This is a genomic window from Microbacterium sp. NPDC058389 (genome assembly GCF_042722305.1).
Classification (GTDB): Bacteria; Actinomycetota; Actinomycetes; order Actinomycetales; family Microbacteriaceae; genus Microbacterium.
In genome coordinates, this window is the sequence record NZ_JBHXJQ010000008.1 from 18,444 (window position 1) to 39,995 (window position 21,552).

18 protein-coding genes are annotated in these 21,552 nt (G+C 71.2%); 8 read left to right on the plus strand and 10 right to left on the minus strand.

Features of this window, described 5'->3' with window-relative positions; translation table 11 throughout:
- From ACFWJ8_RS12420 to ACFWJ8_RS12435, 4 genes are all read right to left on the minus strand, one after another.
- The coding region (locus ACFWJ8_RS12420) for a hypothetical protein (RefSeq protein ID WP_378811749.1) at positions 1–198 on the minus strand (198 nt) is incomplete at its 3' end.
- A 4-nt stretch (positions 199–202) separates the two neighbouring features.
- Positions 203–1,819, minus strand: coding sequence for an aminomethyl-transferring glycine dehydrogenase subunit GcvPB (gene gcvPB, locus ACFWJ8_RS12425; protein ID WP_378811751.1), 1,617 nt, complete (start codon positions 1,817–1,819; stop codon positions 203–205).
- Complete coding sequence (gene gcvPA, locus ACFWJ8_RS12430; protein ID WP_378811752.1) at positions 1,816–3,234, minus strand: aminomethyl-transferring glycine dehydrogenase subunit GcvPA; 1,419 nt, start codon at positions 3,232–3,234, stop codon at positions 1,816–1,818. The genes gcvPB and gcvPA overlap by 4 nt, the downstream gene beginning before the upstream one ends.
- Before the next feature lie 34 nt (positions 3,235–3,268).
- Entirely contained in the window at positions 3,269–5,335 is a 2,067-nt protein-coding gene (locus tag ACFWJ8_RS12435) for a beta-galactosidase (RefSeq protein ID WP_378811754.1), read from the minus strand.
- A gap of 122 nt (positions 5,336–5,457) precedes the next feature.
- On the opposite strand from ACFWJ8_RS12435, the gene ACFWJ8_RS12440 reads away from it, so the two are divergent.
- A complete protein-coding gene (locus ACFWJ8_RS12440) occupies positions 5,458–6,114 on the plus strand; it encodes a GntR family transcriptional regulator (RefSeq protein WP_378811756.1) in 657 nt (218 codons plus the stop codon).
- 71 nt (positions 6,115–6,185) lie between these two features.
- On the opposite strand, the gene ACFWJ8_RS12445 is transcribed toward ACFWJ8_RS12440, so the two are convergent.
- The 6 genes from ACFWJ8_RS12445 to ACFWJ8_RS12470 all read right to left on the minus strand — a co-directional run bounded on the left by ACFWJ8_RS12445 (position 6,186) and on the right by ACFWJ8_RS12470 (position 13,527).
- The gene (locus ACFWJ8_RS12445) at positions 6,186–7,862 is read right to left on the minus strand and encodes an amylo-alpha-1,6-glucosidase (RefSeq protein WP_378811758.1); all 1,677 of its coding nucleotides are present in this window, start codon (positions 7,860–7,862) and stop codon (positions 6,186–6,188) included.
- Positions 7,862–8,794: a carbohydrate ABC transporter permease gene (locus ACFWJ8_RS12450; protein WP_378812023.1), complete on the minus strand. Its 933-nt coding sequence runs from the start codon at positions 8,792–8,794 to the stop codon at positions 7,862–7,864. Before ACFWJ8_RS12450 ends, ACFWJ8_RS12445 begins: the two co-directional genes overlap by 1 nt.
- 5 nt (positions 8,795–8,799) lie before the next feature.
- On the minus strand, positions 8,800–9,765 hold the full coding sequence (locus ACFWJ8_RS12455; protein ID WP_378811760.1) for a carbohydrate ABC transporter permease: 966 nt from the start codon (positions 9,763–9,765) through the stop codon (positions 8,800–8,802).
- Between the two features lie 2 nt (positions 9,766–9,767).
- Positions 9,768–11,036, minus strand: a complete 1,269-nt coding sequence (locus ACFWJ8_RS12460) for an ABC transporter substrate-binding protein (RefSeq protein WP_378811761.1) — start codon at positions 11,034–11,036, stop codon at positions 9,768–9,770.
- Positions 11,037–11,221: 185 nt separating this feature from the next.
- Positions 11,222–11,896, minus strand: coding sequence for a response regulator (locus ACFWJ8_RS12465; protein ID WP_378811763.1), 675 nt, complete (start codon positions 11,894–11,896; stop codon positions 11,222–11,224).
- Positions 11,893–13,527 (minus strand): ATP-binding protein, encoded by a 1,635-nt coding sequence (locus tag ACFWJ8_RS12470; RefSeq protein WP_378812026.1) that lies wholly within the window; start codon positions 13,525–13,527, stop codon positions 11,893–11,895. Before ACFWJ8_RS12470 ends, ACFWJ8_RS12465 begins: the two co-directional genes overlap by 4 nt.
- 192 nt (positions 13,528–13,719) lie before the next feature.
- On the opposite strand from ACFWJ8_RS12470, the gene ACFWJ8_RS12475 reads away from it, so the two are divergent.
- The 7 genes from ACFWJ8_RS12475 (at position 13,720) to alr (ending at position 21,550) form a co-directional block, all read left to right on the plus strand.
- The gene (locus ACFWJ8_RS12475) at positions 13,720–14,736 is read left to right on the plus strand and encodes a Bug family tripartite tricarboxylate transporter substrate binding protein (RefSeq protein ID WP_378811764.1); all 1,017 of its coding nucleotides are present in this window, start codon (positions 13,720–13,722) and stop codon (positions 14,734–14,736) included.
- Positions 14,733–15,317 (plus strand): tripartite tricarboxylate transporter TctB family protein, encoded by a 585-nt coding sequence (locus ACFWJ8_RS12480; protein ID WP_378811765.1) that lies wholly within the window; start codon positions 14,733–14,735, stop codon positions 15,315–15,317. The genes ACFWJ8_RS12475 and ACFWJ8_RS12480 overlap by 4 nt, the downstream gene beginning before the upstream one ends.
- 10 nt (positions 15,318–15,327) lie before the next feature.
- Positions 15,328–16,938 carry a tripartite tricarboxylate transporter permease gene (locus tag ACFWJ8_RS12485; RefSeq protein ID WP_378811766.1) on the plus strand — a complete coding sequence of 537 codons (1,611 nt, stop codon included), beginning with the start codon at positions 15,328–15,330 and terminating at the stop codon, positions 16,936–16,938.
- Between the two features lie 111 nt (positions 16,939–17,049).
- On the plus strand, positions 17,050–18,018 hold the full coding sequence (coaA, locus tag ACFWJ8_RS12490; RefSeq protein ID WP_378811768.1) for a type I pantothenate kinase: 969 nt from the start codon (positions 17,050–17,052) through the stop codon (positions 18,016–18,018).
- An 84-nt stretch (positions 18,019–18,102) separates the two neighbouring features.
- The gene (glmS, locus tag ACFWJ8_RS12495; RefSeq protein ID WP_378811770.1) at positions 18,103–19,953 is read left to right on the plus strand and encodes a glutamine--fructose-6-phosphate transaminase (isomerizing); all 1,851 of its coding nucleotides are present in this window, start codon (positions 18,103–18,105) and stop codon (positions 19,951–19,953) included.
- A 95-nt stretch (positions 19,954–20,048) separates the two neighbouring features.
- Entirely contained in the window at positions 20,049–20,429 is a 381-nt protein-coding gene (locus ACFWJ8_RS12500; RefSeq protein ID WP_378811771.1) for a holo-ACP synthase, read from the plus strand.
- Positions 20,426–21,550, plus strand: a complete 1,125-nt coding sequence (alr, locus tag ACFWJ8_RS12505; protein ID WP_378811772.1) for an alanine racemase — start codon at positions 20,426–20,428, stop codon at positions 21,548–21,550. The genes ACFWJ8_RS12500 and alr overlap by 4 nt, the downstream gene beginning before the upstream one ends.
- The last annotated feature ends 2 nt before the right edge of the window (positions 21,551–21,552 follow it).

Here is a 21,552-nt window from a genome sequence, read left to right on the forward strand (position 1 = left end):
ATCCCCCCCCAGCGACCCGGCCGCGTTCCGCACCGGGGCGCGGGGGGGCAGCCCCCCCCGCCCCGCCGGGGCGCGCGCACCGGCGCGCGCCGACGACCCGCGTGCCGCCGCGAGCGACTGCACGTCGGCGCCGTCGGAGCCGGCGAGCCCTGCGGGCCCGCCGACCCCGGCGACGGGGTTGACCACGAGACCGATCATGCGCCTACGCTTCGACAGGCTCAGCGACCAGGGCCGGCGCCGAGAAGTCCGCCGGCGTCTCGCCGAAGTACTTGCGGCGGTACGCGCGCCACGTGATCGCCCAGCGCCCCGGATCGTCGAGGTCGTCGTGGTGCGTGTGGTGCACCGTCTGGTTGTGCGGTGCCGTGCGGACGAGGTCGGGCGTCTCGCGGGCCTCGCGCGCGACCTGCGCCAGCGCGGTGACGTACTCGTCGATCTCGGCCTTCGAGTAGCACTCGGTCGGCTCCAGCGTGAACGGCTGCGGCACGACGTAGGGGTGGTGGCTCGTCCAGTAGTGGAAGCCGTAGTCGGCCATGCGGATGCCGATCTCCTCCGACGTGATGCCGGTCTCCTCGAACAGCTCCTGCCACGAGTAGCGCACCTGCTCGATGCGTCGGCGACCCGTCGCATAGGGCGCGGAGGCGCCGGGGATCTCGAGCACCCTGCTCAGCAGGTAGTTGTTGTTGAGCACGGCGATCTGCGACGCCGCCAGCATGCCCTCCGCGCCGAGCGCCATGATCCAGGCGTAGGCGCGCACGACGTGCAGCACGACGCCGTGCGCCGGAGCCACGTGCCCGATCGACAGGTCGCCCGGCTCGCGCACGACGAATCGCCCGTCGACCTGCTCGACCCGCGGGCCGGGCAGGAACGGCGCCAGCGCCGCGCTCACCGCGTTGGCCGCCGCCCCCGGGCCGCCGGAGCCGTGCGGCGCCGAGAACGTCTTGTGCAGGTTGAACTGGCACACGTCGAAGCCCGCGTCGCGCGCACGCGTGATGCCGAGGATGCCGGCGGCATTGGCCTGGTCGTACGACGCGAGCGCGCCGACCTCGTGTGCGGCATCCACCCATTCCTTGATGGCCGGGTTGTAGATGCCGGTGTCTTCCGGGTTGGTCACCATGATCGCGGCGGTACGGTCCGAGAGCGCGGCCTTGAGGGCCGCCAGGTCGGGGTAGCCGTCGGCGTCGGGATAGATCGTGACCACCTTGTAGCCCGCCACCTTCGCGGCGGCCGCGTTCGACGGGTGGCTGAAGATCGTCGTGATGACCTCGTCGCGCTGCTCCGCCTCGCCGCGCGACGCGTGGTACGCGCGGATCATCGCGATGTTGGTCCAGATGCCCGCCGAGCCGCCGGGGGAGGCCAGCGAGACGGCATCCATCCCCGAGATCTCGGCCATGAGACGCTCCAGCCGCCAGATCAGCTCGAGCGCGCCCTGCGTGTCGGCCGGGTCCTGCGCGGGGTGCAGCGCGCGCAGCTGCGGCACCTCGATGAGCTGGTCGTTGATCTTGGGCGAGTACTTGATCGTGCACGTGCCCTGGCCGATGTCGACGTTGAGGTCGGAGCCCAGGTTCTCCTGCGACAGCCGCAGGTAGTGCTTCAGCACGCGCATCTGCGCGATCTCGGGGAGCGCGGGCGGCGCGGGGCGCCTCATTCCCTCGGGGAGGGTCGCCAGCACATCGCCGACGGCCTCGCGCACGACCGGCTCGACGGGCGTGATGGCGATGCCGCGCTCGCCGGGCGTGGACAGCTCGAAGACGATCGGCTCGTCCCAGCTGGCCTGGTGGAATCGGCGCGGGCTGGTCTTGGGGGCGACGGGGAGGCTCACTTCGACTCCTCCTTGCCGTCGTCGCTCAGCACATCGCATGCGGCCTGCTCCTTCGTGGTGTCGAGCGCCGCGGCGACGGCGGCGGCGAGGCGGTCGATGTCGGCAGCGGAGGTGGCATCCGTCACGCACACCAGGAGGGTGCGCTCGTCGACGACCACGCCCGGTTCGATGCCGTCGGCGCGCAGGGACGTGACGACGTCGGCTGCGCGGGCGGCGTCGAAGCGCACCGTGAACTCGCGCAGGTGCAGCGCGCGGTCGCCGAGCGCAACGCCCGGGATCGCGGCGAGCCGCTGCTGCGCGTAGGCGGTGCGGGCGAGCAGCAGCTCGCCGAGCTCGGCCATGCCCTGCGGTCCCATGAGCGACAGGTGCACGCCCGCGGCGATGCCCCACAGCGCGGCGGCCGTTCCGACCCACTCCTTGCCGTCCTCGCGGTGCGCGAACGACGTGCGGTCGTACGCGACGTCGCCGAAGCCGTATTCGCCGGGCACGTCGGTGGACTCCAGGCCGAACAGTCGCGAGGGCAGCTCCATCACGAAGCGCGGGTCGTCGTGCACGGCGATGAAGCCGGCGTGCGCGCCGCCGAACCACTGGTGCAGGCCGAGCGACTGGATGTCGCCCGTCACGATGTCGGCCCCGTGCAGCGCGGGCGGCGTGAGTACGCCGTACCCGACGGGGTCGGTGCCCACGACGACGATCGCACCGGCGTCGTGCGCGAGGTCCGCGATCTCGCGCAGCCGCGCCTCGACGGCCCCCGTGAAGCTCGGCGTCTCGATCCAGACGGCCGCCACGTCGTCGCCGAGGCGCTCGGCGAGCGAGGTCAGGTCGGCGGTGCCGTCGACCGTCGCCACGCGCTCGATGTCGAGGTCGGCGCGCGTGTAGTCGCGCACCTTCGACGCCTTCTCGGGCAGCACGTCGCTGACGGCGAGCACCCGGCGTCGGCCGGTGAGGCGTCCGGCCATCGCGAGGCCGGTCGCCGCGGCCTGGTACCCGTCGTAGGTCGGCACGTTCACGACGTCCATCGCAAGCAGCTCGGCCATCAGCGACTGGTACTCGAAGAGCGCCTGGAAGCGGCCGTGGTCCTCGTACGGCTCGCCGGCATAGGCGGTGAGGAACTCGCTGCGGCGGATCACCTCGTCGACGACCGCGGGCACGTAGTGGTTGTACGTGCCGGCGCCGAGGAAGCTGAGGCGCTCCTCGGTGGTGCGGTTCTGCGCCAGGATGCCGCGCACGTGGCGGGCCAGGTCCTGCTCCGCGGGCAGCGGCGCAGGTACGTCCAGCGCGCGCTGCAGCCGCAGCTCGGCCGGCACGTCGGCGTAGAAGTCCTCGACCGAGGCGGCGCCGACGGCGGCGAGCATCTCGGCCTTGACGGCGGGTGCGGTGTTGGGGATGTAGGGATGCACGAACGTCTCGGTCACGTCATCCTGCTTTCTGGTCTGCGGTTCGGTTCGGTCAGTGTGCGAGCGTCAGGAACGGCGGGATGCCGTCACGCGCTGTCGCGAGGACCGCCACGCCGTAGCGGTCCAGCGTGAGGGTGGCACCGGTGCGCTCACCGGTCACGAGGTCGAGGGCGCCCTCGGGCACGCGGACGGTGAGCGGCGTGCGGCCGTGGTTCAGCGCGAACGTGTAGTCGGTGTCGTCCGACGAGCGCGTCACCGCCTCGAAATCGACGTCCACCTCGGTGCGGGCGGCGATTCCCGCGCCGCCGAGCACCTCGGCGAAGACGGCGGCCAGACCGGCGTCGGCGAGCATGGCGCTCACGTACCAGGCCGACCCGGCACCCGCGTCACGTCGCGTGACGGCGGGCCGGCCGTCGAGCTCGCCCGACGTGTAGCTGCCGATCACGGCGGTGGCGGCATCCACCTCGATCCACTCGGCCCACGCGGGGTTCTCGTGCGGGGCGCCCGCGATGTCGACCCGCTCGACGACGCCGTCGGCGTGCGGCCACTGCTCGTCGACCTCCAGTCCGAGGAGGCCGCGCAGGGGGCCGGGAGCGCCGCCGTCGTGCACCTTCTCGGTGGCGTCCACGACGCCCGAGAACGGGCCCACGACGACGTGACCGCCGGCGTGCGCGAACGCCGTCAGGGCCGCGGCCTGCTCGGTGTCGGCGATGTACAGGTTCGGCACGAGCACGACGTCGTAGCCGGTGAAGGGTCCGCCGGCCCGCACGGCGTCGACCGGCTGGCCGAGCAGGTGCATCGCGCGGTGCCACGCGCGAGCCTGCCGCGCCCAGTTGAGACGCTGCGACGGGAGCGACTCCAGCGCGCTGGAGCCCCACCACGAGTCCCAGTCGACGACGAGCGCGACGCGGGCGCGCACCCGCGTGCCGCGCACCGCCTCGAGCCGCTTGAGCTCGTGGCCGAGCGCCTTGGTCTCGCGATAGGTGCGGGATGCCTCCCCCCGGTGACCCAGCATCGACGAGTGGAACTTCTCCTGGCCGTACTTGGCCTGGCGCCACTGGAAGAACATGACGGCGTCCGACCCGTGCGCGACGGCCTGCAGGCTGTCGACCCGCATCTTGCCCGGCGCCTTGGGCACGTTGACGTCGCGCCAGCTCGTGGCGCTCGCCGAGGACTCCAGCAGCAGCCACGGCCGGCCGCCCTTCATCGAGCGCATCAGCCCGTAATTGAGGGCGGCGCCGACGTGGGCGATCGGGTCGGCGGGCTCGGGGTAGGCGTCGTCGGTGACGATGTCTTCGGCGTCCGCGAACTTCCAGTAGTCGAGGTCGCGGAACATGCTCATGAAGTTCGTCGTGACCGGCAGATCGGGCGTGACCTCGCGCAGCACGTCGACCTCGAGCTGGAAGAGCTCGAGCATCGCGTCCGACGAGAACCGCTCGAAGTCGAGCAGCTGCGTGGGGTTGATGGGTCCGGGCGCCTTGCGCGGCGCCTCGATGTGGTCCCACGACGTGTAGCGCTGGCCCCATACGTTGACGCCCCAGGCGTCGTTGAGGCCGTCGAGCGAGCCGTAGCGGCCCTGCAGCCAGCGACGGAAGTGGCGGGTCGACTCGGGGCACCAGCAGCGCGAGGTGTGGTCGCCGTACTCGTTCGAGATGTGCCACAGCACGACCCCGGGGTGCGCGCCGTAGCGCTCGGCCATGGCGCGCGTCATGCGTGCGACGTTGTCGTGCCACACCGGCGAGCTGGGGCAGTAGATCTGCCGCGAGCCGAATTCGAGCCGGTGGCCCTCGGCGTCCATCGGGTGCATCTCGGGGTGCGCGCGCAGCAGCCAGGACGGGGGCGTCGCGGTGGCGGTGGCCAGGTCGATCGCGATGCCCGCGGCCCACAGCTTGTCGAGGATGCGGTCGAGCCAGCCCCACTCGTACACGCCGGGCGCGGGCTCCAGCTGCGGCCAGCTGAAGATCGGCAGGCTGACGAGGTTGACGCCGGCCTCGAGCATGAGACGGATGTCTTCGTCCCACACCTCCTCCGACCACTGGTCGGGGTTGTAGTCGCCGCCGTAGGCGAGCGCCTCCAGCCGAAGCGGGCGGGGACGGGCGGGGCCGGGGGTCTCAGCCACGAGGGCTCCTCTCCGAGTCTGGGCTGTACAAGAACACTGTTCAATGTATTCTGTATACACAAGCGTATGGCGGATGCCGAATCGGGTCAAGCCGTAGGCTGACCGCACGGCGAAGGGAAGAAATGGCCATCGAGCGCAAGAATCTCCGCTCACAGGTGCGCGACGAGCTGCTCGCTCGCATGCGCTCAGGTCTCGTGCAGCCCGGCGAAGGCATCAACGAGGTGCAGCTCGCCGCCGAGCTCGGCGTCAGTCGCACCCCGCTGCGCGAGGCGCTCATCGCCCTCGAGAGCGAGGGCCAGATCGAGAGCGAGAACGGCAAGGGCTTCCGGTTCGTGCCCCTCAGCAAGCGCGAGTTCCAGGAGCTCGCGCCGATCATGGCGGCGCTGGAGGGGCTCGCCCTCGAACTCACACCGCCCGATGCGCTCCCCGCCCTCGGCGCACGGCTGTCGGCGCTCGCCGCCGAGTTCGACCAGGAGGTCGTGGAGCACGCCCTCGTCATCTCGAAGGACGACGAGTGGCACGCCGTCATGCTGTCTGCCTGCACCAACCGGCGCCTGCTCGCCCTCATCGAGAGCGTCCGCGGTGCCTTCCACCGCTACGAGTCGATGCTCGTGCCCAGCGACGTCATGATCGAACGCGTCGCCGCCGAGCACGCCGAGATCGCCCGTCACCTCGTGGACGGCGACGTGCCCGGTGCCGTCACGGCGCTGCGTCTCAACTGGATCAACGGCATGCAGCGCATCATCGACAACGCGTCGAGCTCGTACTTCACCGACTGACCCCGCGCACGACGACGAAGGGAGTGGATGCCTCGGCCCGAGGCATCCACTCCCTTCTCTGCTGCCCGGCCTCAGGCCGACAGCCGCACCGCGAGGTCGACGAACAGCGCGGCGGACCAGCCGAAGGCCGTCGTCGCCGTACCGGCCTTCTCGCCCGTGTAGGGGTGGAAGTACTCGTGCGGACCGCCGCCGTGGATCACCAGCGCGAGCGTGCGCTCGGCCAGCTCGCGCGCGCGACCGGGCAGCCCCGACGCGGTGAGCCCGTCGGCCACGAGCGTGTTGGTGTTGATCCACACCGGGCCGCGCCACATCCGCTCGGGCGAGAAGTCCGGATCGCCCGCCGCCACGGTCGGCAGCCCCCAGGGCGTGCCGTAGCGGGAGGGGTCGTCGAGCGCCGCGACGAGCGTGTCGCGCACGTCGTCGGGCAGCCGTCCGGTCAGCAGCGGCATGAGACCGACGATGGCGTCCGTGCCGACCCGCTCGCCGGCGGCGCGCGCCGTGAACACCCCGGTCTCGGGGTCCCACAGATCCAGCAGCTTCGCGAGCGTGCGCTCGGCCCGTTCGCGGTGGGGCTGCGGGTCGGCGTCGCCGAACTCCTCGGCGAACCGCGCGAGCTCCAGGTCCTGTCGCACCAGGTAGGCGCCGAGGTCCGGCGCCGTGGTGGGCAGCGGGCCGTCGAAGATGGGACTGTCGTCGAGGCCGGACGAGTACGGGTGCCCGTACTCGGGCATGCCGTCGCCGTCGAGGTCGGACCCCGCGAACCACCAGTCCTGCGACCGCCGGATCGTCTCGAGGTGCCGCCGCGCCCACGTCTCCGTCTCGGGCGTGCGGGGGAGCGCCTCGAGCACCCGGCGCAGCGCCCACGCGGCCAGCGGCGGCTTGGTCAGCGGCACGGGCGCTCCGGGGTCCGCGATCTGCGACCCCGCCCGGCGCAGCCGGTCGCGATCGGCCCGCGGCAGGTCGTCGCTCGTCGCGAGCACGCCCTCCTCGTGCACGACGTCGGGCAGCTGTCCGTCGGGCGACGGGAATCCGAACGCCAGATCCAGCTGCTCGCGCGCGAGCTCGGGAGCGCCGTGGCGGAGCCCCGCGGCGATGAAGTAGGCGTCCCACTGCCACAGCCCGACGTAGCCGATCTTCGACGGCACGACGGCGTGCACCTCGCCCAGCTGCTCACGCAGGCGCGGCAGCGACACGACGTTCGCCCCGAGCACCCACCAGCAGAACGCGGTCATCTCCTGCAGGTCTTCGCGCACGAGGGGACAGCGGGCGAACCACTCGTGCCACAGCGTCCGGCTCGCGTCCGCGTCGTCGTCATGACGAGTGGATGCCGTCACCTTCACGCTCCGGTCCGGTGCGACGTCGATGCGCACGGCCGGGGCCAGCGGCGTGAGGCGCGTCTGCGCGTCGGGCGTCGTCCACTCGGCCGACAGCCCGGGCGCCGCCGCCCCCAGCGACAGGGCCTCGGTGCCGGCGAAGACGAGCGTCGCCGCGTCGTCGCCGAACACGACCCGGTCGGGCAGAACGGCCGTGATCGGGACCGCGTGGGAGGCGGCATCCCTCACCGTCAAGGCGTCGAGCACGCGGCACTGGTCGAGCGATCTCTCGTACTCGGACGTGTGCACGCGCACCCCGTCGCCCTCGCGGAACACGATGACGCGCGAGGACGGCAGCGTGAACGGCGCCCGGACGAGGTCGAGGTGCCGGCCGGCGAGCGCGGCGAGAGCCTCGGGGGCGGTCGTCAGGGTCATCATCGTCCTCCGAGTCCGGATGCGGCCATGCTGTTGAGGATGCGGCGCTGGCCGATGACGAACACGATCAGCATCGGCACCGTCGAGATCGCGGACGCCGCCATGACCAGACCGTAGTTCACGGAGCCGAACTGGCCCTGGAACGACGTCAGCAGCAGCGGCACCGTGAACAGGTCCGGCGTGTTCAGCAGCACGAGCGGGAACAGGAACGCGTTCCAGACGCCGAGCGACACGATGATGCTCAGCGCCGCGAGGCCCGGCTTCAGGTTCGGCAGGATGACGCTCCAGAAGATGCGCCAGCGGCCGGCGCCGTCGACGATCGCGGCTTCTTCGAGCTCCTTCGGCAGCGACAGCACGAACTGGCGCATGAGGAACACGGCGAACGGGTTCGCGAGCAGGCCCGGCACGATGAGCGACAGGTGGGAGTCGACCCAGCCGAGCTGCGACATCAGTAGGTAGAACGGGATGAGCGTCACCTGGGCGGGGATCATCTGCGTCGCCAGGAACACGATGAAGATGACCTTGCTGCCGCGGAACGGGATGCGCGCGAACGCGTATCCGGCCATCGACGCGGTGATGAGCGTGCCGATCACGACGAGCACTGCGATGTAGATGCTGTTGAGGTACGCCTGGCCGAACGGCACCGCGTTCCATGCCTCGGTGTAGTTGTCGAACGTCCACGGGTCGGGGAGGAACGCCAGCGGGTCGGTCAGCAGCTGCGGCAGCGTCTTGAACGACGTCAGCAGCATCCACACGAAGGGGAACACCATCACGATGCCGCCGATGACCAGCAGCACGTGCAGCAGGGTGGCATTGATGCGCCGCTTCGCGCGGTCGCGGACCGGGGCGCTGCGCTGGCGGCGGCCCGGTGCGACGATCGCGACGGTGGAGTCGGTGACCGGGGTCTGCGTGCCGTCGCTGAGACGGGTCATGGAGCTCACGCCGCGTCCTCCTCGTAGTGGACGAACTTCTTCTGAGCGCCGAACTGGATCGCGGTGATGATGAGCGTCAGGATCAGCAGGATGATCGAGGCGGCGCTCGACGGACCGAACTCGAAGCGCCCGAAGCCCAGATCGTAGATGTGGTAGACGATCGTGCGGGTGGCGTTGTCGGGGCCGCCGTTGGCGACCAGGACGTAGACGGTGTCGAACGTCTGCAGCGACGAGATGAACGCCACGACGCTGGAGAAGAACACGATCGGCGACAGCAGCGGCAGGCGGATGCTCCAGAAGATCCGCCACGCGCCGGCGCCGTCGATGCGCGCCGCCTCGATGACGGCGGGGGAGATGTTCTGCAGACCCGCCAGGAAGATCACGACGTTGAGCCCGAGCGACGACCAGATCGTCACGATGCAGACCGCGATGAGCGCCAGGCGGGGGTCGCCGAGCCAGTCCGGGGGAGCGATGCCGAAGATCTTCGAGATCGTCGCCGACATGACGCCGTCGGCGCGGAACATCTGCTGCCAGATCATCGCCACCGCGACCGTCGAGGTGACCACCGGCGCGAAGAACAGCACCAGGTAGAGGGTGCGCGTCTTGAGCTTCTCCAGGGCGACGGCGATGATCACCGCGAGCCCCAGGCCGATCGGCACCGTGATGATCGCGATCAGCAGCGTGTTGATGATCGAGCGCCACAGCAGACCGTCCTGGAACTGGGACGAGAAGTTCTCGAATCCCACCCATTCCAGGTCGGACAGGCCGTCCCACCTCGCGAACGCGAGCACGAGGCTCGCGGCGAACGGCAGCACGACGAAGACCGCCATGCCGATCAGCTGCGGGCCGACGAACAGATACCCCCAGCGCCGGTCGCGCCGGCGCCAGGCCGACTCGGTGCGCCGGGGAGGCTCGGGGAGCGTCCCCGAAGGGGCGGCCGCTTCGCCGACCGCCCCTTCGATGTACGTCATGGTCACTTCGCCGACTTCTCGTCGACCAGGTCGGCGACGTCGTCCAGCGTGGTCTGCGCGTCCGCCTTGCCCTCGTAGAGCTTCAGGAACAGGTCCGCGATGTCGGTCGGCAGACCCGGGACGCGGGACTCGGCGGCGTAGTTCACGAACCCGATGTCGCGCATGTCGAGCATGGTCTGCGCGTGGGCGGGGTAGCCGTCCTTCAGCACGACCTCGTCGGCGCCCTTGATCGAGGGCACCGCGTTGCCGTCGCCCCCGAGGCGTGCGATCTGGCCCTCGGCGCTGAGGAACTCGGTCCAGAACAGGAACGCGGCATCCTTCGACTTCGTCGCCTTGTTGATCGCGAGGTACGACACCGCGACACCGGTGGGCGCGGCCTTGCCGTCGGGCGTCGGCCAGCGCACGATGTCGACGTCGTCAGCGGTGCCGGCGTCCTTGACGGTGCTGATCGTGTAACGGCCCTGCACGTAGAAGCCGGCCTTGCCGGTGACGAACAGGCTGTCGCTGCCGGCGCCGTCGGGCAGCGTGTCGGCGACGATGAACTTGCCGTCATGGAAGTACTCGCCGAGGGTCTCGACGTCGGCGACCGACTGGTCGTCCGTGTTGGCGACGAACGCGCCGGACTCGTCGTACGGCGCAGGAGCGCCCTGCGACGACAGCCAGCTCCAGTGCGTGGCCCAGTAGTTCCAGAACATGGTGCCGCCGATGCCGGCGTCGGCGAGCTTGTCGTTCATCTCCAGGAACTTCTCGGTCGTCCACTGGTCGCTCTCGGCGAGCGTCGCGGGATCCTCCGTGATGCCGGCGGCGGCGAGCGTCTTCTTGTCGTACCAGAGCACGTCGGGGTTCGAGTCGTTCGGAGCGCCGTAGTACTCGCCGTCCTTCTCGGCCGCGCCGAACAGGCCGGGGAAGAAGTCGTCGGGCTTGGTCTGGCTCTCGTCGGACTCCATGAGGTCCTTGAGCGGCATCAGGCGGCCGGAGTCGACGAACTGGCCGATCTTGTCGTCGCCGACGTAGAACACGTCGGGCGCGGTGTTGCTGGCGAGCTGCGCGAGCAGCTTCGGGTGGTACTGGCCGTAGCCGGCCACGGGCTGCATCTTGACGGTGATGTCGGGGTGGCGCTCCATGAACGCCTTGTTGAACTCGTCGTAGCGCTTGAGCTCGTCGGCGGTGCCCCACGTCGACCACACGACCGTGTTCTCATCGTGCGCGGCGCTGCTTCCACTGCAGGCGCCGAGGGTCAGTGAGAGCGCGGCGACGCCTGCGGTGACCATGACCAACTTCGTGACTGACTTCGGGCGCGACATCGGGCTACCTCTTTCGGTGCGGGAACGGCTTTGTCCGTTCAGTATTCTGTATACAAAACTCAATTCTGTCAACGCCCGTGACGATACCGTGACGAGACGACGGGATGCCGGGGCCGCCGGCATCCCGCATCTCCGCGCTGCGCGCGCGGGCCTCAGCGGACGGCGTACAGGGTGCTCGGCCGCCCCGCGGTGGCGTAGTCGAGACGGCGCGCCGCGACGCCCGTGTGAGCGAGGTGCTCGAGGTAGCGCCGGCTCGTCACGCGAGAGATGCCGACGGCCGCCGCGACATCGGATGCCGACGACCACGGCCCTGCGGCCAACGCGAGGCGGACCGCGTCGAGCGTCTCGACGCTGAGGCCCTTAGGAAGCGCGGAGCCGGCGGGCGCACCGCCGATGAGCGAGTCGATGTCGTCCTGGTCGAGCGCGGAACCGGCCGCCCGCGACGCGGCTGCCTCGCGCACGACGTCGTCGACGCGGGCGTACAGGTCGCCCGCCGAGAACGGCTTCACGAGATAGTGCCGCACGCCCGCCAGTCGCGCCGCACGCACGCTGTCGAAGTCGCGGGCCGCCGTCACCGCGATGAACTCCGGCTGCCGGCCGCGTCCTGCACGCACCGCACGCAGCACGTCGAGCCCCGAGCAGCCGGGGAGGTGCAGGTCGAGCAGCACGAGATCGGGCTCCAGCTCCTGCACCGTCGCGATCGCCTCGGGACCGGTGCCCGCGACGGCGACGACCTCACACCCCTCGTAGGCGGCGACGAACCTCGTGTGCAGGCGGGCGACGGCGGGCTCGTCGTCGACGACGACCACCCGCAGCGCTGCGGTCATGCCGGCACCGCCTCGGGTGCCGTCGGGGCGGGCGCCGCCTCCACGGGCAGCCGTACCAGGAACCGCGCGCCGCCCAGCGGGGAGTCGGCGACCTCGACCGCGCCGCGACGGCGCCGCACGATCCGGCGCACGAGGGCGAGGCCGATGCCGCGGCGATGCGGGCCCCGCGCACCGGCGGGGGCCTTCGAGCTCACGCCCTCGATGAAGATGCCGGCCCGGTCGGTCTCGGGCACGCCGGGACCGCTGTCGTCGACCGCCACCACGACGGCGCCGCCGTCGATCCGCGCCGAGACCTCGACGCGGTCGCCCAGGCCGCACGCCTCGACGGCGTTGTCGACGAGATTGCCCACGATCGTCACGAGGTCGTGGCCGAGGTCGTCGGTCAGCCGTGGTGCGTCGGCGCCGGCGTCGCTGCGGTCACGGCGCACGTCGAGTGCGATGCCCAGCTCACGCGCTTGCGCGGTCTTCACCGCGAGCAGCGCCGAGAGCTCGAACTGCCCCAGGATGGGACGCGTCTCGCCGCCGCCCATCGCGCCGCCGGGCGTCGAACCGGCGATGAACTCGCGCGCGTCGTCGACGAGGCCGAGTTCGAGCAGCCCCGACAGCACGTGCATCGTGTTGGCGAACTCGTGGGCCTGCGCGCGCAGCCCGTCGGTGAGCGACTGCGCCCCGTCCATCTCACGCAGCGCCTGGTGCAGCTCGGTGTGGTCGCGCAGGAGGAGCGTCGCCGCGGTCGCCTCGCCGTCGACGACGGTGCCCGTGCTGCGCGCGATGAGGACGCGCTCGCCGACGAGCACGAGTGCGCCGTCCGGCTCGCCGCGGCGCAGCACGTCGGCGACCGCGGGCTCCAGCGCCTCGATCGCGGGACGTCCGACCAGGTCGTCGTCGCCCAGCAGGCGCGTCGCGGCATCGTTCGCCACGGTGATCACGCCGCGCTCGTCGACCGTGATGATGCCCTCGCCGATGCGGTGCAGCACGGTCTCGCGCTGCTCGACGAGCGAGGCGATCTCGCCGGGCTCCAGGCGGAAGATCCGCTTGCGGATGACCGACGTGACCCACGCGGCGCCGAACACCCCGATGACGGCGGATGCGCCCATCGCGACGAGCAGCCATGGCACCTGCGACAGGAAGTCGGCGCTGAGCTCGGACTCGAGGACGCCCACCGACACCATCCCGACGACCGCTCCGGAGGTGTCGCCGACCGAGCCGCCGTCGCTGAAGATCGGCACCTTGACGCGCCACGAGACACCTAGGGTGCCCGGCTGCGTGCCCTCGTAGATCTCGCCCGCGAGCGGCGCGGAGGGATCGGTCGACACCTTCTCGCCGATGCGGTCGGGATGGGGGTGCGACAGACGGATGCCGGCGGCATCCGTCACGACGACGTACGTGAGATCCGACGCTTCGCGGATGATCTCGGCCACCGGCTGCACGGACGCCGCAGGGTCGGCGTCGTCGAGGGCGTCGACGATCACCGGAAGTCGGGCCACCGACTGGGCCACCGCGTACATGCGGTCCTGATACGCGTCGCGGATCGCCCGCTCCTGCAGCGTCGCCGCGATCACGCCGGTGATGAGGGTCGCCAGGCACACGATCACGGCCTGCAGCAGCAGGAGTTGCACCTTGAGCGACATCGGCGTCACGCCAGCAAGTGTAAGTCGGCTGTCCGGTGCGGAGACCGGGTGCGGCATCCCTCGCCCGCGACCAATAGTTACGGAAGTCGCGCATTAGTTACGCAACCCGGGGCCGCCGCCGGCCGGTCCCTAGCGTCGGGAGGCACACAGCACGGGGCGACGTCGCCCCGCACGCACTCGAGGAGGAGTGGAATGCGCAGATTCGCGATCCCCGCGATCATCGCCGCGGGCGCCCTGGCGCTCGCCGGCTGCACGTCGTCCGGTACCGGCGGCGCCGCGGACAGCGGCGGCGACGCCGAGAAGGCGGCCGCCGTCGACGAGGTCGGGATCCTCGTCCCGGCCGATCCCGGCGGCGGCTGGGACCAGACCGGACGCGCCATGAGCGCCGTGCTCACCGGCGAGGAGCTCGTGTCGGCGGCGCCCGTCACGAACGTCGGCGGAGCGGGCGGCACCGTCGGCCTCGCGTCGTTCGCCAACGAGCGGGACCCGTACTCGCTGATCGTGACCGGACTCGTCATGGTGGGTGCGATCGAGACCAACGGCGCGGCCACCCGCATCGAGGACACGACGCCCATCGCGCGCCTCACCGAGGAGCCGCTGGTCGTCGTCGTGCCCGCCGACTCGCCCTACAAGACGCTCGAAGACCTCGTCGATGCGATCGCCGAGGACGGGCAGTCGGTCGTCGTGACCGGAGGCTCGGCGGGTGGCGCCGACCACATCCTGGCGGGGCTGCTGCTCACCGAGGCCGGCCTCGGCTCGGACGAGATCATCGAGAAGCTCAACTACGTGCCCAACGCCGGCGGCGGCGAGGCGGTCACGATGCTGCTCGGCGGCAACGCGAACGCCGGCATCTCGGGCGTGGGCGAGTTCGCCGAGTTCATCGAGGACGGCTCCATGCGCGCCCTCGGCGTCAGCTCGGAGGAGCCGGCGGCGCTGCTCCCCGACGCCCCGACCCTCGTCGACGAGGGCTACGACGTCGTGCTCACGAACTGGCGCGGCGTGCTCGCCCCCGGTGGGATCTCGGATGCCGAGGCCCAGGCGCTCGCCGATCTCGTGACCGAGATGCACGACAGCGGGCAGTGGCAGACGACGCTCGAAGACAACGGCTGGTCCGACGCGTTCCTCGTCGGCGACGGCTTCGACGCGTTCCTCGCCGAGAACGTCGCCTCGGTCGGCGACACGCTGCAGAGCATCGGGCTCGTGGAATGACGACCCCCACCCCCGGTGGGCTCCCTTCCGGACCGGAAGGGGGCCCGCCCCCCATCACCAAGCCCGCGCTCGTGGTCGCACCGCCGCGGCCCGCCCGCCGCACCGGCGAGCTCGTCTTCGCGCTGCTGGTCATCGGCCTCGGCGTCTTCGCGCTCGTCGGCGCGTTCCTCATCCGGGTGCCCGCGGGCGCCCGCGTCGGGCCGACCGTCTTCCCGATCTTCGTGTCGGCGATCCTGCTGACGGCCGGCATCGCGGTGCTCGTCGGCGTCCTCCGCGGACACCTCGGCACCCCCGAGGAGTCCGAGGACACGGACCCGGGCGCCCGCACCGACTGGCGCACGATCGCCATCATCCTGGCGCTGCTCATGGCGCACCTGCTGCTGCTCGAGTACATCGGCTGGGCGCTCGCCGCGGCGCTGCTGTTCGGGGGCGTCGCCTGGGCGCTGGGCAACAGGCGCTGGTGGCTCGGCTTCGTCGTCGGCCTCGTGATCGGCGTGCTGGTGCAGATCCTCTTCGGCGAGCTGCTCGGCCTCTCGCTGCCCCTCGGACCGGTGCTCGGCTGGCTCGGACCCCTCATCTGACGGATCACCCATGGACAACATCTCACTCCTGCTCGAGGGGTTCGCGACGGCGTTCCAGCCGCAGTACCTCCTCTTCGCCTTCCTCGGCGTGCTCGTCGGCACCGCCGTCGGCGTGCTGCCGGGCATCGGCCCCGCCATGACGGTGGCGCTGCTGCTCCCGCTCACCTACACGCTCGACCCGACGGCCGCACTCATCACGTTCGCCGGCATCTACTACGGCGGCATGTACGGCGGTTCGACGACCTCGATCCTGCTGAACACGCCAGGGGAGTCGGCATCCATCATCACCGCCATCGAGGGCAACAAGATGGCGCGGATGGGCCGTGCCGCCACGGCGCTGGCGACCGCCGCGATCGGGTCGTTCATCGCGGGCACGATCGCCACGATCGGCCTCACGCTGCTGGCGCCCGTGCTCGCGACGTTCGCGGTCAGCCTCGGGCCCGCCGACTACGTGGCGCTCATCGTGGTCGCCTTCATCACGGTCGGAGCGCTGCTGGGCTCGTCGGTGTCGCGGGGCATGTCGTCGCTCGGCATCGGCCTGTTCATCGGTCTCATCGGCACCGACCTGTTGTCGGGCCAGGCGCGCTACACGATGGGCCTGCTGCCGCTGGCCGACGGGATCGACGTCGTGCTCGTCGCGGTCGGCCTCTTCGCCGTCGGCGAGACGCTGTACGTCGCGGCGCGCCTGCGGCACGGCTCGATCCCGGTGACGCCCGTGGGCGGCTCGTGGCGGCGCTCGATGAAGCGCGAGGACTGGAAGCGCTCGTGGGCGCCGTGGCTGCGCGGCACCGTGATCGGCTTCCCGATCGGCACGATCCCCGCCGGCGGCGCCGACGTCGCGACGTTCCTCTCGTACGCGGCCGAGAAGAAGCTCTCGAAGCACAAGAAGGAGTTCGGCCACGGCGCTATCGAGGGCGTCGCCGGTCCCGAGTCGGCGAACAACGCCGCCGCGGCGGGCGTCCTCGTGCCGCTGCTGACCCTCGGCCTGCCGACGACGGCGACGGCAGCGATCATCCTCACGGCGTTCCAGTCGTACGGAATCCAGCCGGGCCCGCGCCTGTTCGAGAGCCAGCCGGCGCTCGTGTGGGCGCTCATCGCGAGCCTCTACATCGGCAACGTCATGCTCATCGTGCTCAACCTGCCGCTGGTCGGCATGTGGGCGAAGGTGCTCCGCATCCCGCGCCCGTACCTCTACGCCGGCATCATGACGTTCGCCGCGCTGGGTGCGTACGCGGTCAACTTCCAGACCGTCGACGTGTTCATCCTGCTCGTGATCGGCGTGCTCGGCTTCTTCATGCGGCGCTACGGATACCCGGTCGCACCGCTCGTGGTCGGCATGATCCTCGGCCCGATGGGCGAGGAGTACCTGCGCAAGGCCCTCCAGCAGAGCCAGGGCAATGTCGCGTCGCTGTTCCTGCACCCGTTCGCGGCGACCGCGTACGCCGTGCTGGCGGTGCTCATCGTCGGCGGGCTGTGGCTCAAGCGCCGCCGCAGCCGCTACGAGGCCGCCCTCGAGCAGGCGCTCACGTCCGAGATCGCCGTGGTCGCCGCCGCCGAGACCGCCGACCTCGTCCCGGGCCACGACGCCCAGCACGAGCTCGACCAGCGCGACCGCCGCTGACCCGCCCCGGCGTTGACGAGGGGATGCCGCGACCTGCCCGTGCGGGCGGGTCGCGGCATCCACCCGATCCCCGGATCGGCCCAGGCGAGGTGTGCGGCTACGATGGGCGCGATGTCCGCCGACGAAGCCACCGTGCAAGACCCCAGCGCGCTCGCCGCAGCGCTGTCGCTCTACCGTGAGATCGATCGCGCCGATTGGGCGCGGCTGGCCTCGGGGATCGCGCAACCGCTGACAGAGACAGAGATCGTGCAGATCCGTGGTCTCGGCGATCGGCTCGACATGGACGAGGTCGCTCAGGTGTACGTGCCGCTGTCGCGCCTGCTGTCGCTGTATGCCGAGTCGACCAAGCGCCTCGGCGCGGAGGAGTCGGCCTTCCTCGGCGAGAACGACTCGACGACGCCGTTCATCGTCGGGGTCGCGGGTTCGGTGGCCGTCGGCAAGTCGACGATCGCCCGCCTGCTGCGTGAGCTGACGTCGCGCTGGCCCGGGACGCCCCGTGTCGAGCTCATCACGACCGACGGGTTCCTGTACCCGAACGCCGAGCTCGAGCGACGCGGGCTGATGGAGCGCAAGGGTTTCCCCGAGTCGTACGACCGGCGGGCCCTGGTGTCGTTCCTCACCGAGGTCAAGAGCGGCGCGCCCGAGGTGCGGGCGCCGTTCTACTCGCACATGCGGTACGACATCGTGCCGGACGCGGTCGTGACCGTGCGCCGCCCCGACATCGTCATCGTCGAGGGGCTCAATGTGCTGCAGCCGCCGCCGTCGCCCAACGACGTCGCGGTGAGCGACCTGTTCGACTTCTCGATCTACGTCGACGCGGATGCCTCGCACATCGCCGAGTGGTACGTCGACCGCTTCCTCGCCCTGCGCCGCGCCGCGTTCAGCAACCCGAACTCGTTCTTCAACGTGTTCGCGCAGCTGTCGGACGAGGAGGCCGTGGAGCGCGCCCTCGGATTCTGGAACACCATCAACCTCCCCAACCTGGAGGAGAACGTGCTCCCGACGCGCCACCGCGCGAACCTCGTGCTGCAGAAGGCGATCGACCACAAGGTCGAGACGGTCCTGCTCCGCAAGCTGTGACGCGCGTCGAGCCCGCGGGCACGGACGCGGGCACTCCTTATTCGTAAGGGGACCGCGCAAAACCGCCCGCCTACCATGGACGGCATGTGCGGAATCGTCGGATACGTGGGCCCTCGTCAGAGCCAGGACGTGCTGATCGCGGGGCTCTCGCGGCTCGAGTACCGCGGGTACGACTCCGCGGGCATCGCCGTCATCGATGACGACGGAACTCTGGAGATGCGCAAGCGCGCCGGCAAGCTGCAGGTGCTGCGCGACGACCTCGCGGCCCGGCCGCTGTCGGACGGCACCACGGGCATCGGCCACACGCGGTGGGCGACGCACGGCGGTCCGACCGACGGCAACGCGCACCCGCACCTGGCGGACGATGACAAGCTGGCCGTCATCCACAACGGCATCATCGAGAACTTCTCCGAGCTCAAGGCGGAGCTGCTGTCGGAGGGCTTCACGTTCCGCAGCGAGACCGACACCGAGGCCGCGGCCGTGCTGCTGGGCCGCGAGTTCCGTCGCACGGGCGATCTGGTCGCCGCGTTCCGCGCCGTCGCGCCGCGCCTGGAGGGCGCCTTCACGCTGCTCGCGCTGCACCAGGAGCAGCCCGGCCTCGTCGTCGGCGCCCGCCGCAACTCGCCGCTCGTGATCGGCCTCGGCGAGGGCGAGAACTTCCTCGGGTCGGACGTCGCGGCCTTCGTCGAGCACACCCGTCACGCGCTGGCGATCGGCCAGGACCAGATCGTCGCGATCACGCCCGAGGGCGTCGAGGTCACCGACTTCGCCGGCCGCCCCGTGGAGGTCGAGCCGTTCGAGGTGACGTGGGACGCCGCCGCCGCCGAGAAGGGCGGGTGGTCGTCGTTCATGGCCAAGGAGGTCTCGGAGGAGCCCGAGGCCGTCGCGAACACGCTGCGCGGCCGCATCCACGACGGTCAGGTCGTGATCCCCGAGCTCGACGGCCTCGACGACCTGTTCGCCGGCATCTCGCGCATCATCGTCATCGCGTGCGGCACCGCCGCCTACGCCGGCCAGGTGGGCAAGTACGCGATCGAGCAGTGGACGCGCATCCCCGTCGACGTCGAGCTCGCGCACGAGTTCCGCTACCGCGACCCCGTGATCGGCCCCGACACCCTCGTCGTCTCGATCAGCCAGTCCGGCGAGACGATGGACACGCTCATGGCCGTCAAGTACGCCCGCGAGCACGGCGCGCGCACGCTGTCGGTCTGCAACACGCAGGGCGCCACCATCCCGCGCGAGTCCGACGCGATCGTCTACACGCACGCCGGCCCCGAGGTCGCCGTCGCCTCGACCAAGGCGTTCGTCGCCCAGATCACCGCGCTGTACCTGATGGGCCTGCACATCGGTCGCGTGCGGGGTGTCGTGTCGGCCGCGGACGCCGCCGCGCACGTGCGCGAGCTCGAGGCGGTCCCCGCCAAGATCCAGCGCATCCTCGACAACGAGCAGCCGCGCATCGAGCAGTTCGCGGGCTGGATGGCCGACACCCGGTCGGTGCTGTTCCTCGGACGCCACGTCGGCTACCCGATCGCCCTCGAGGGTGCCCTCAAGCTCAAGGAGCTCGCTTACATCCACGCCGAGGGCTTCGCCGCCGGAGAGCTCAAGCACGGTCCGATCGCGCTCATCGAGCCCGGGCAGCCGGTGTTCGTGGTCGTCCCGTCGCCGCGCAAGTCGTCCGAGATGCACAAGAAGGTCATCTCGAGCATCGAAGAGATCCGTGCGCGCGGCGCCCGCGTCATCGCGATCGCCGAAGAGGGTGACGCGGCCGTGCTGCCCAAGGCCGACGAGGTGCTGCGCATCCCGCCCGCGGGCACGTTCTTCGAGCCGCTCCTCGCCGTCGTGCCGCTGCACATCTTCGCGATGGGCCTGGCCACCGCGAAGGGCCTCGACGTCGACCAGCCGCGCAACCTCGCGAAGTCCGTCACCGTCGAGTGAGGGATGCCGGCGGCCACGGCCCCCGGCAGACCGGGGCGCACTCCCGCCCGCGATAGGGTGGCGGATGCCGCGCACCGGCGCGACAGGAGGTGCACGTGATCGTCGGAATCGGCGTCGACCTCGTCGACATCCCGCGGTTCGAGCGCACCATCACGCGCACGCCGCGGCTGCTCGAACGGCTGTTCTCGGAGCGTGAGCGGCTGCTCAAGCCCCACTCGCTGGCGGCGCGGTACGCGGCCAAGGAGGCGCTGATCAAGGCGCTCGGCGGCTCTGACGGCGTCCACTGGACCGAGATCGAGGTCGCGTCGGAGCCCTCGGGCCGCCCGCTGTTCTCGCTCACCGGCTCGACCGCCGCCGTGGTCGCCGCACGCGGCATCACCGTCCTGCACCTGTCGATGTCGCACGACGCGGGCCTCGCGACCGCGTACGTCGTCGCCGAATCCGTCGCCCCGCACCCCACCGAGGAGTCCGTATGAGCCGCCTGCCCCACGGAGCGCTGCGCGAGGCGACCGTCGACGTCGGCGCGATCGCAGACAACGTGCGGCACCTGCGCCGGCTGACCGGCTCCGAGATCATCGCCGTGGTCAAGGCCGACGGGTACGGCCACGGCGCCGTGCGCTCGGCGCTCGCGGCCCTCGCGGGCGGCGCGAGCCGCCTGGGGGTGAGCGACATCACCGAGGCGCTGGCGCTTCGGCGCGCCGGCATCGACGCGCCGATCGTGGCATGGCTGCACGCACCGGGGGCGGACTTCTCGGAGGCGGCCGCACACGGCATCGAGCTCGGCATCTCGAACCTCGACCAGCTGCAGAAGGCCGCGGCGGCGGCATCCTCGGACCGCCCCGTGGCGCTGCACCTGAAGCTGGAGACCGGCCTGTCGCGCAACGGCATCGCGCCCGACGACTATCGCCTCGTGTTCGCCGAGGCGGCGCGGCTGGAGCGCATCGGACGTGTGCGCGTCGTCGCGCTGTTCAGCCACCTCTCCAACGCATCGGACGACGACGACCGCGCGGCGCTGCGTGCGTTCGAAGAGGGCGTCGCCGTCGCCGCGTCGCTGGGGCTCGCCCCGCCGCTGCGCCACATCGCGGCCACGCACGCCGCGATCGGCCTGCCCGAGGCGCGGCTGGGCTGCGTGCGCATCGGCATCGGCCTGTACGGGCTGTCGCCGTTCGCCGACCGTACGTCGGCCGATCTGGGCTTGCGCCCGGCGATGACGCTGCACGGCTCCGTCGCCGCGGTGCGCCGCGTGCCGGCGGGCAAGGGCGTCTCCTACGGCTACGACTACCGCACCGACCGTGACACGACGCTCGCGCTCGTGCCCGTCGGCTACGCCGACGGCGTGCCGCGGCAGGCCTCCGGTGCCGGTCCGGTCGTCATCGGCGGACGGCGCTTCACGGTCGCCGGCCGCATCGCGATGGACCAGTTCGTCGTCGACGTCGGCGATGCGCCCGTCGCGGTCGGCGACGAGGCGGTGCTGTTCGGCGACCCGACCCTCGGGGTGCCCTCGGCCACGGAGTGGGCGGATGCCGCCGGCACGATCAACTACGAGATCGTGACGCGCATCGGTCCGCGCGTTCCCCGCCGGCAGGTGGCGGAGTGAGC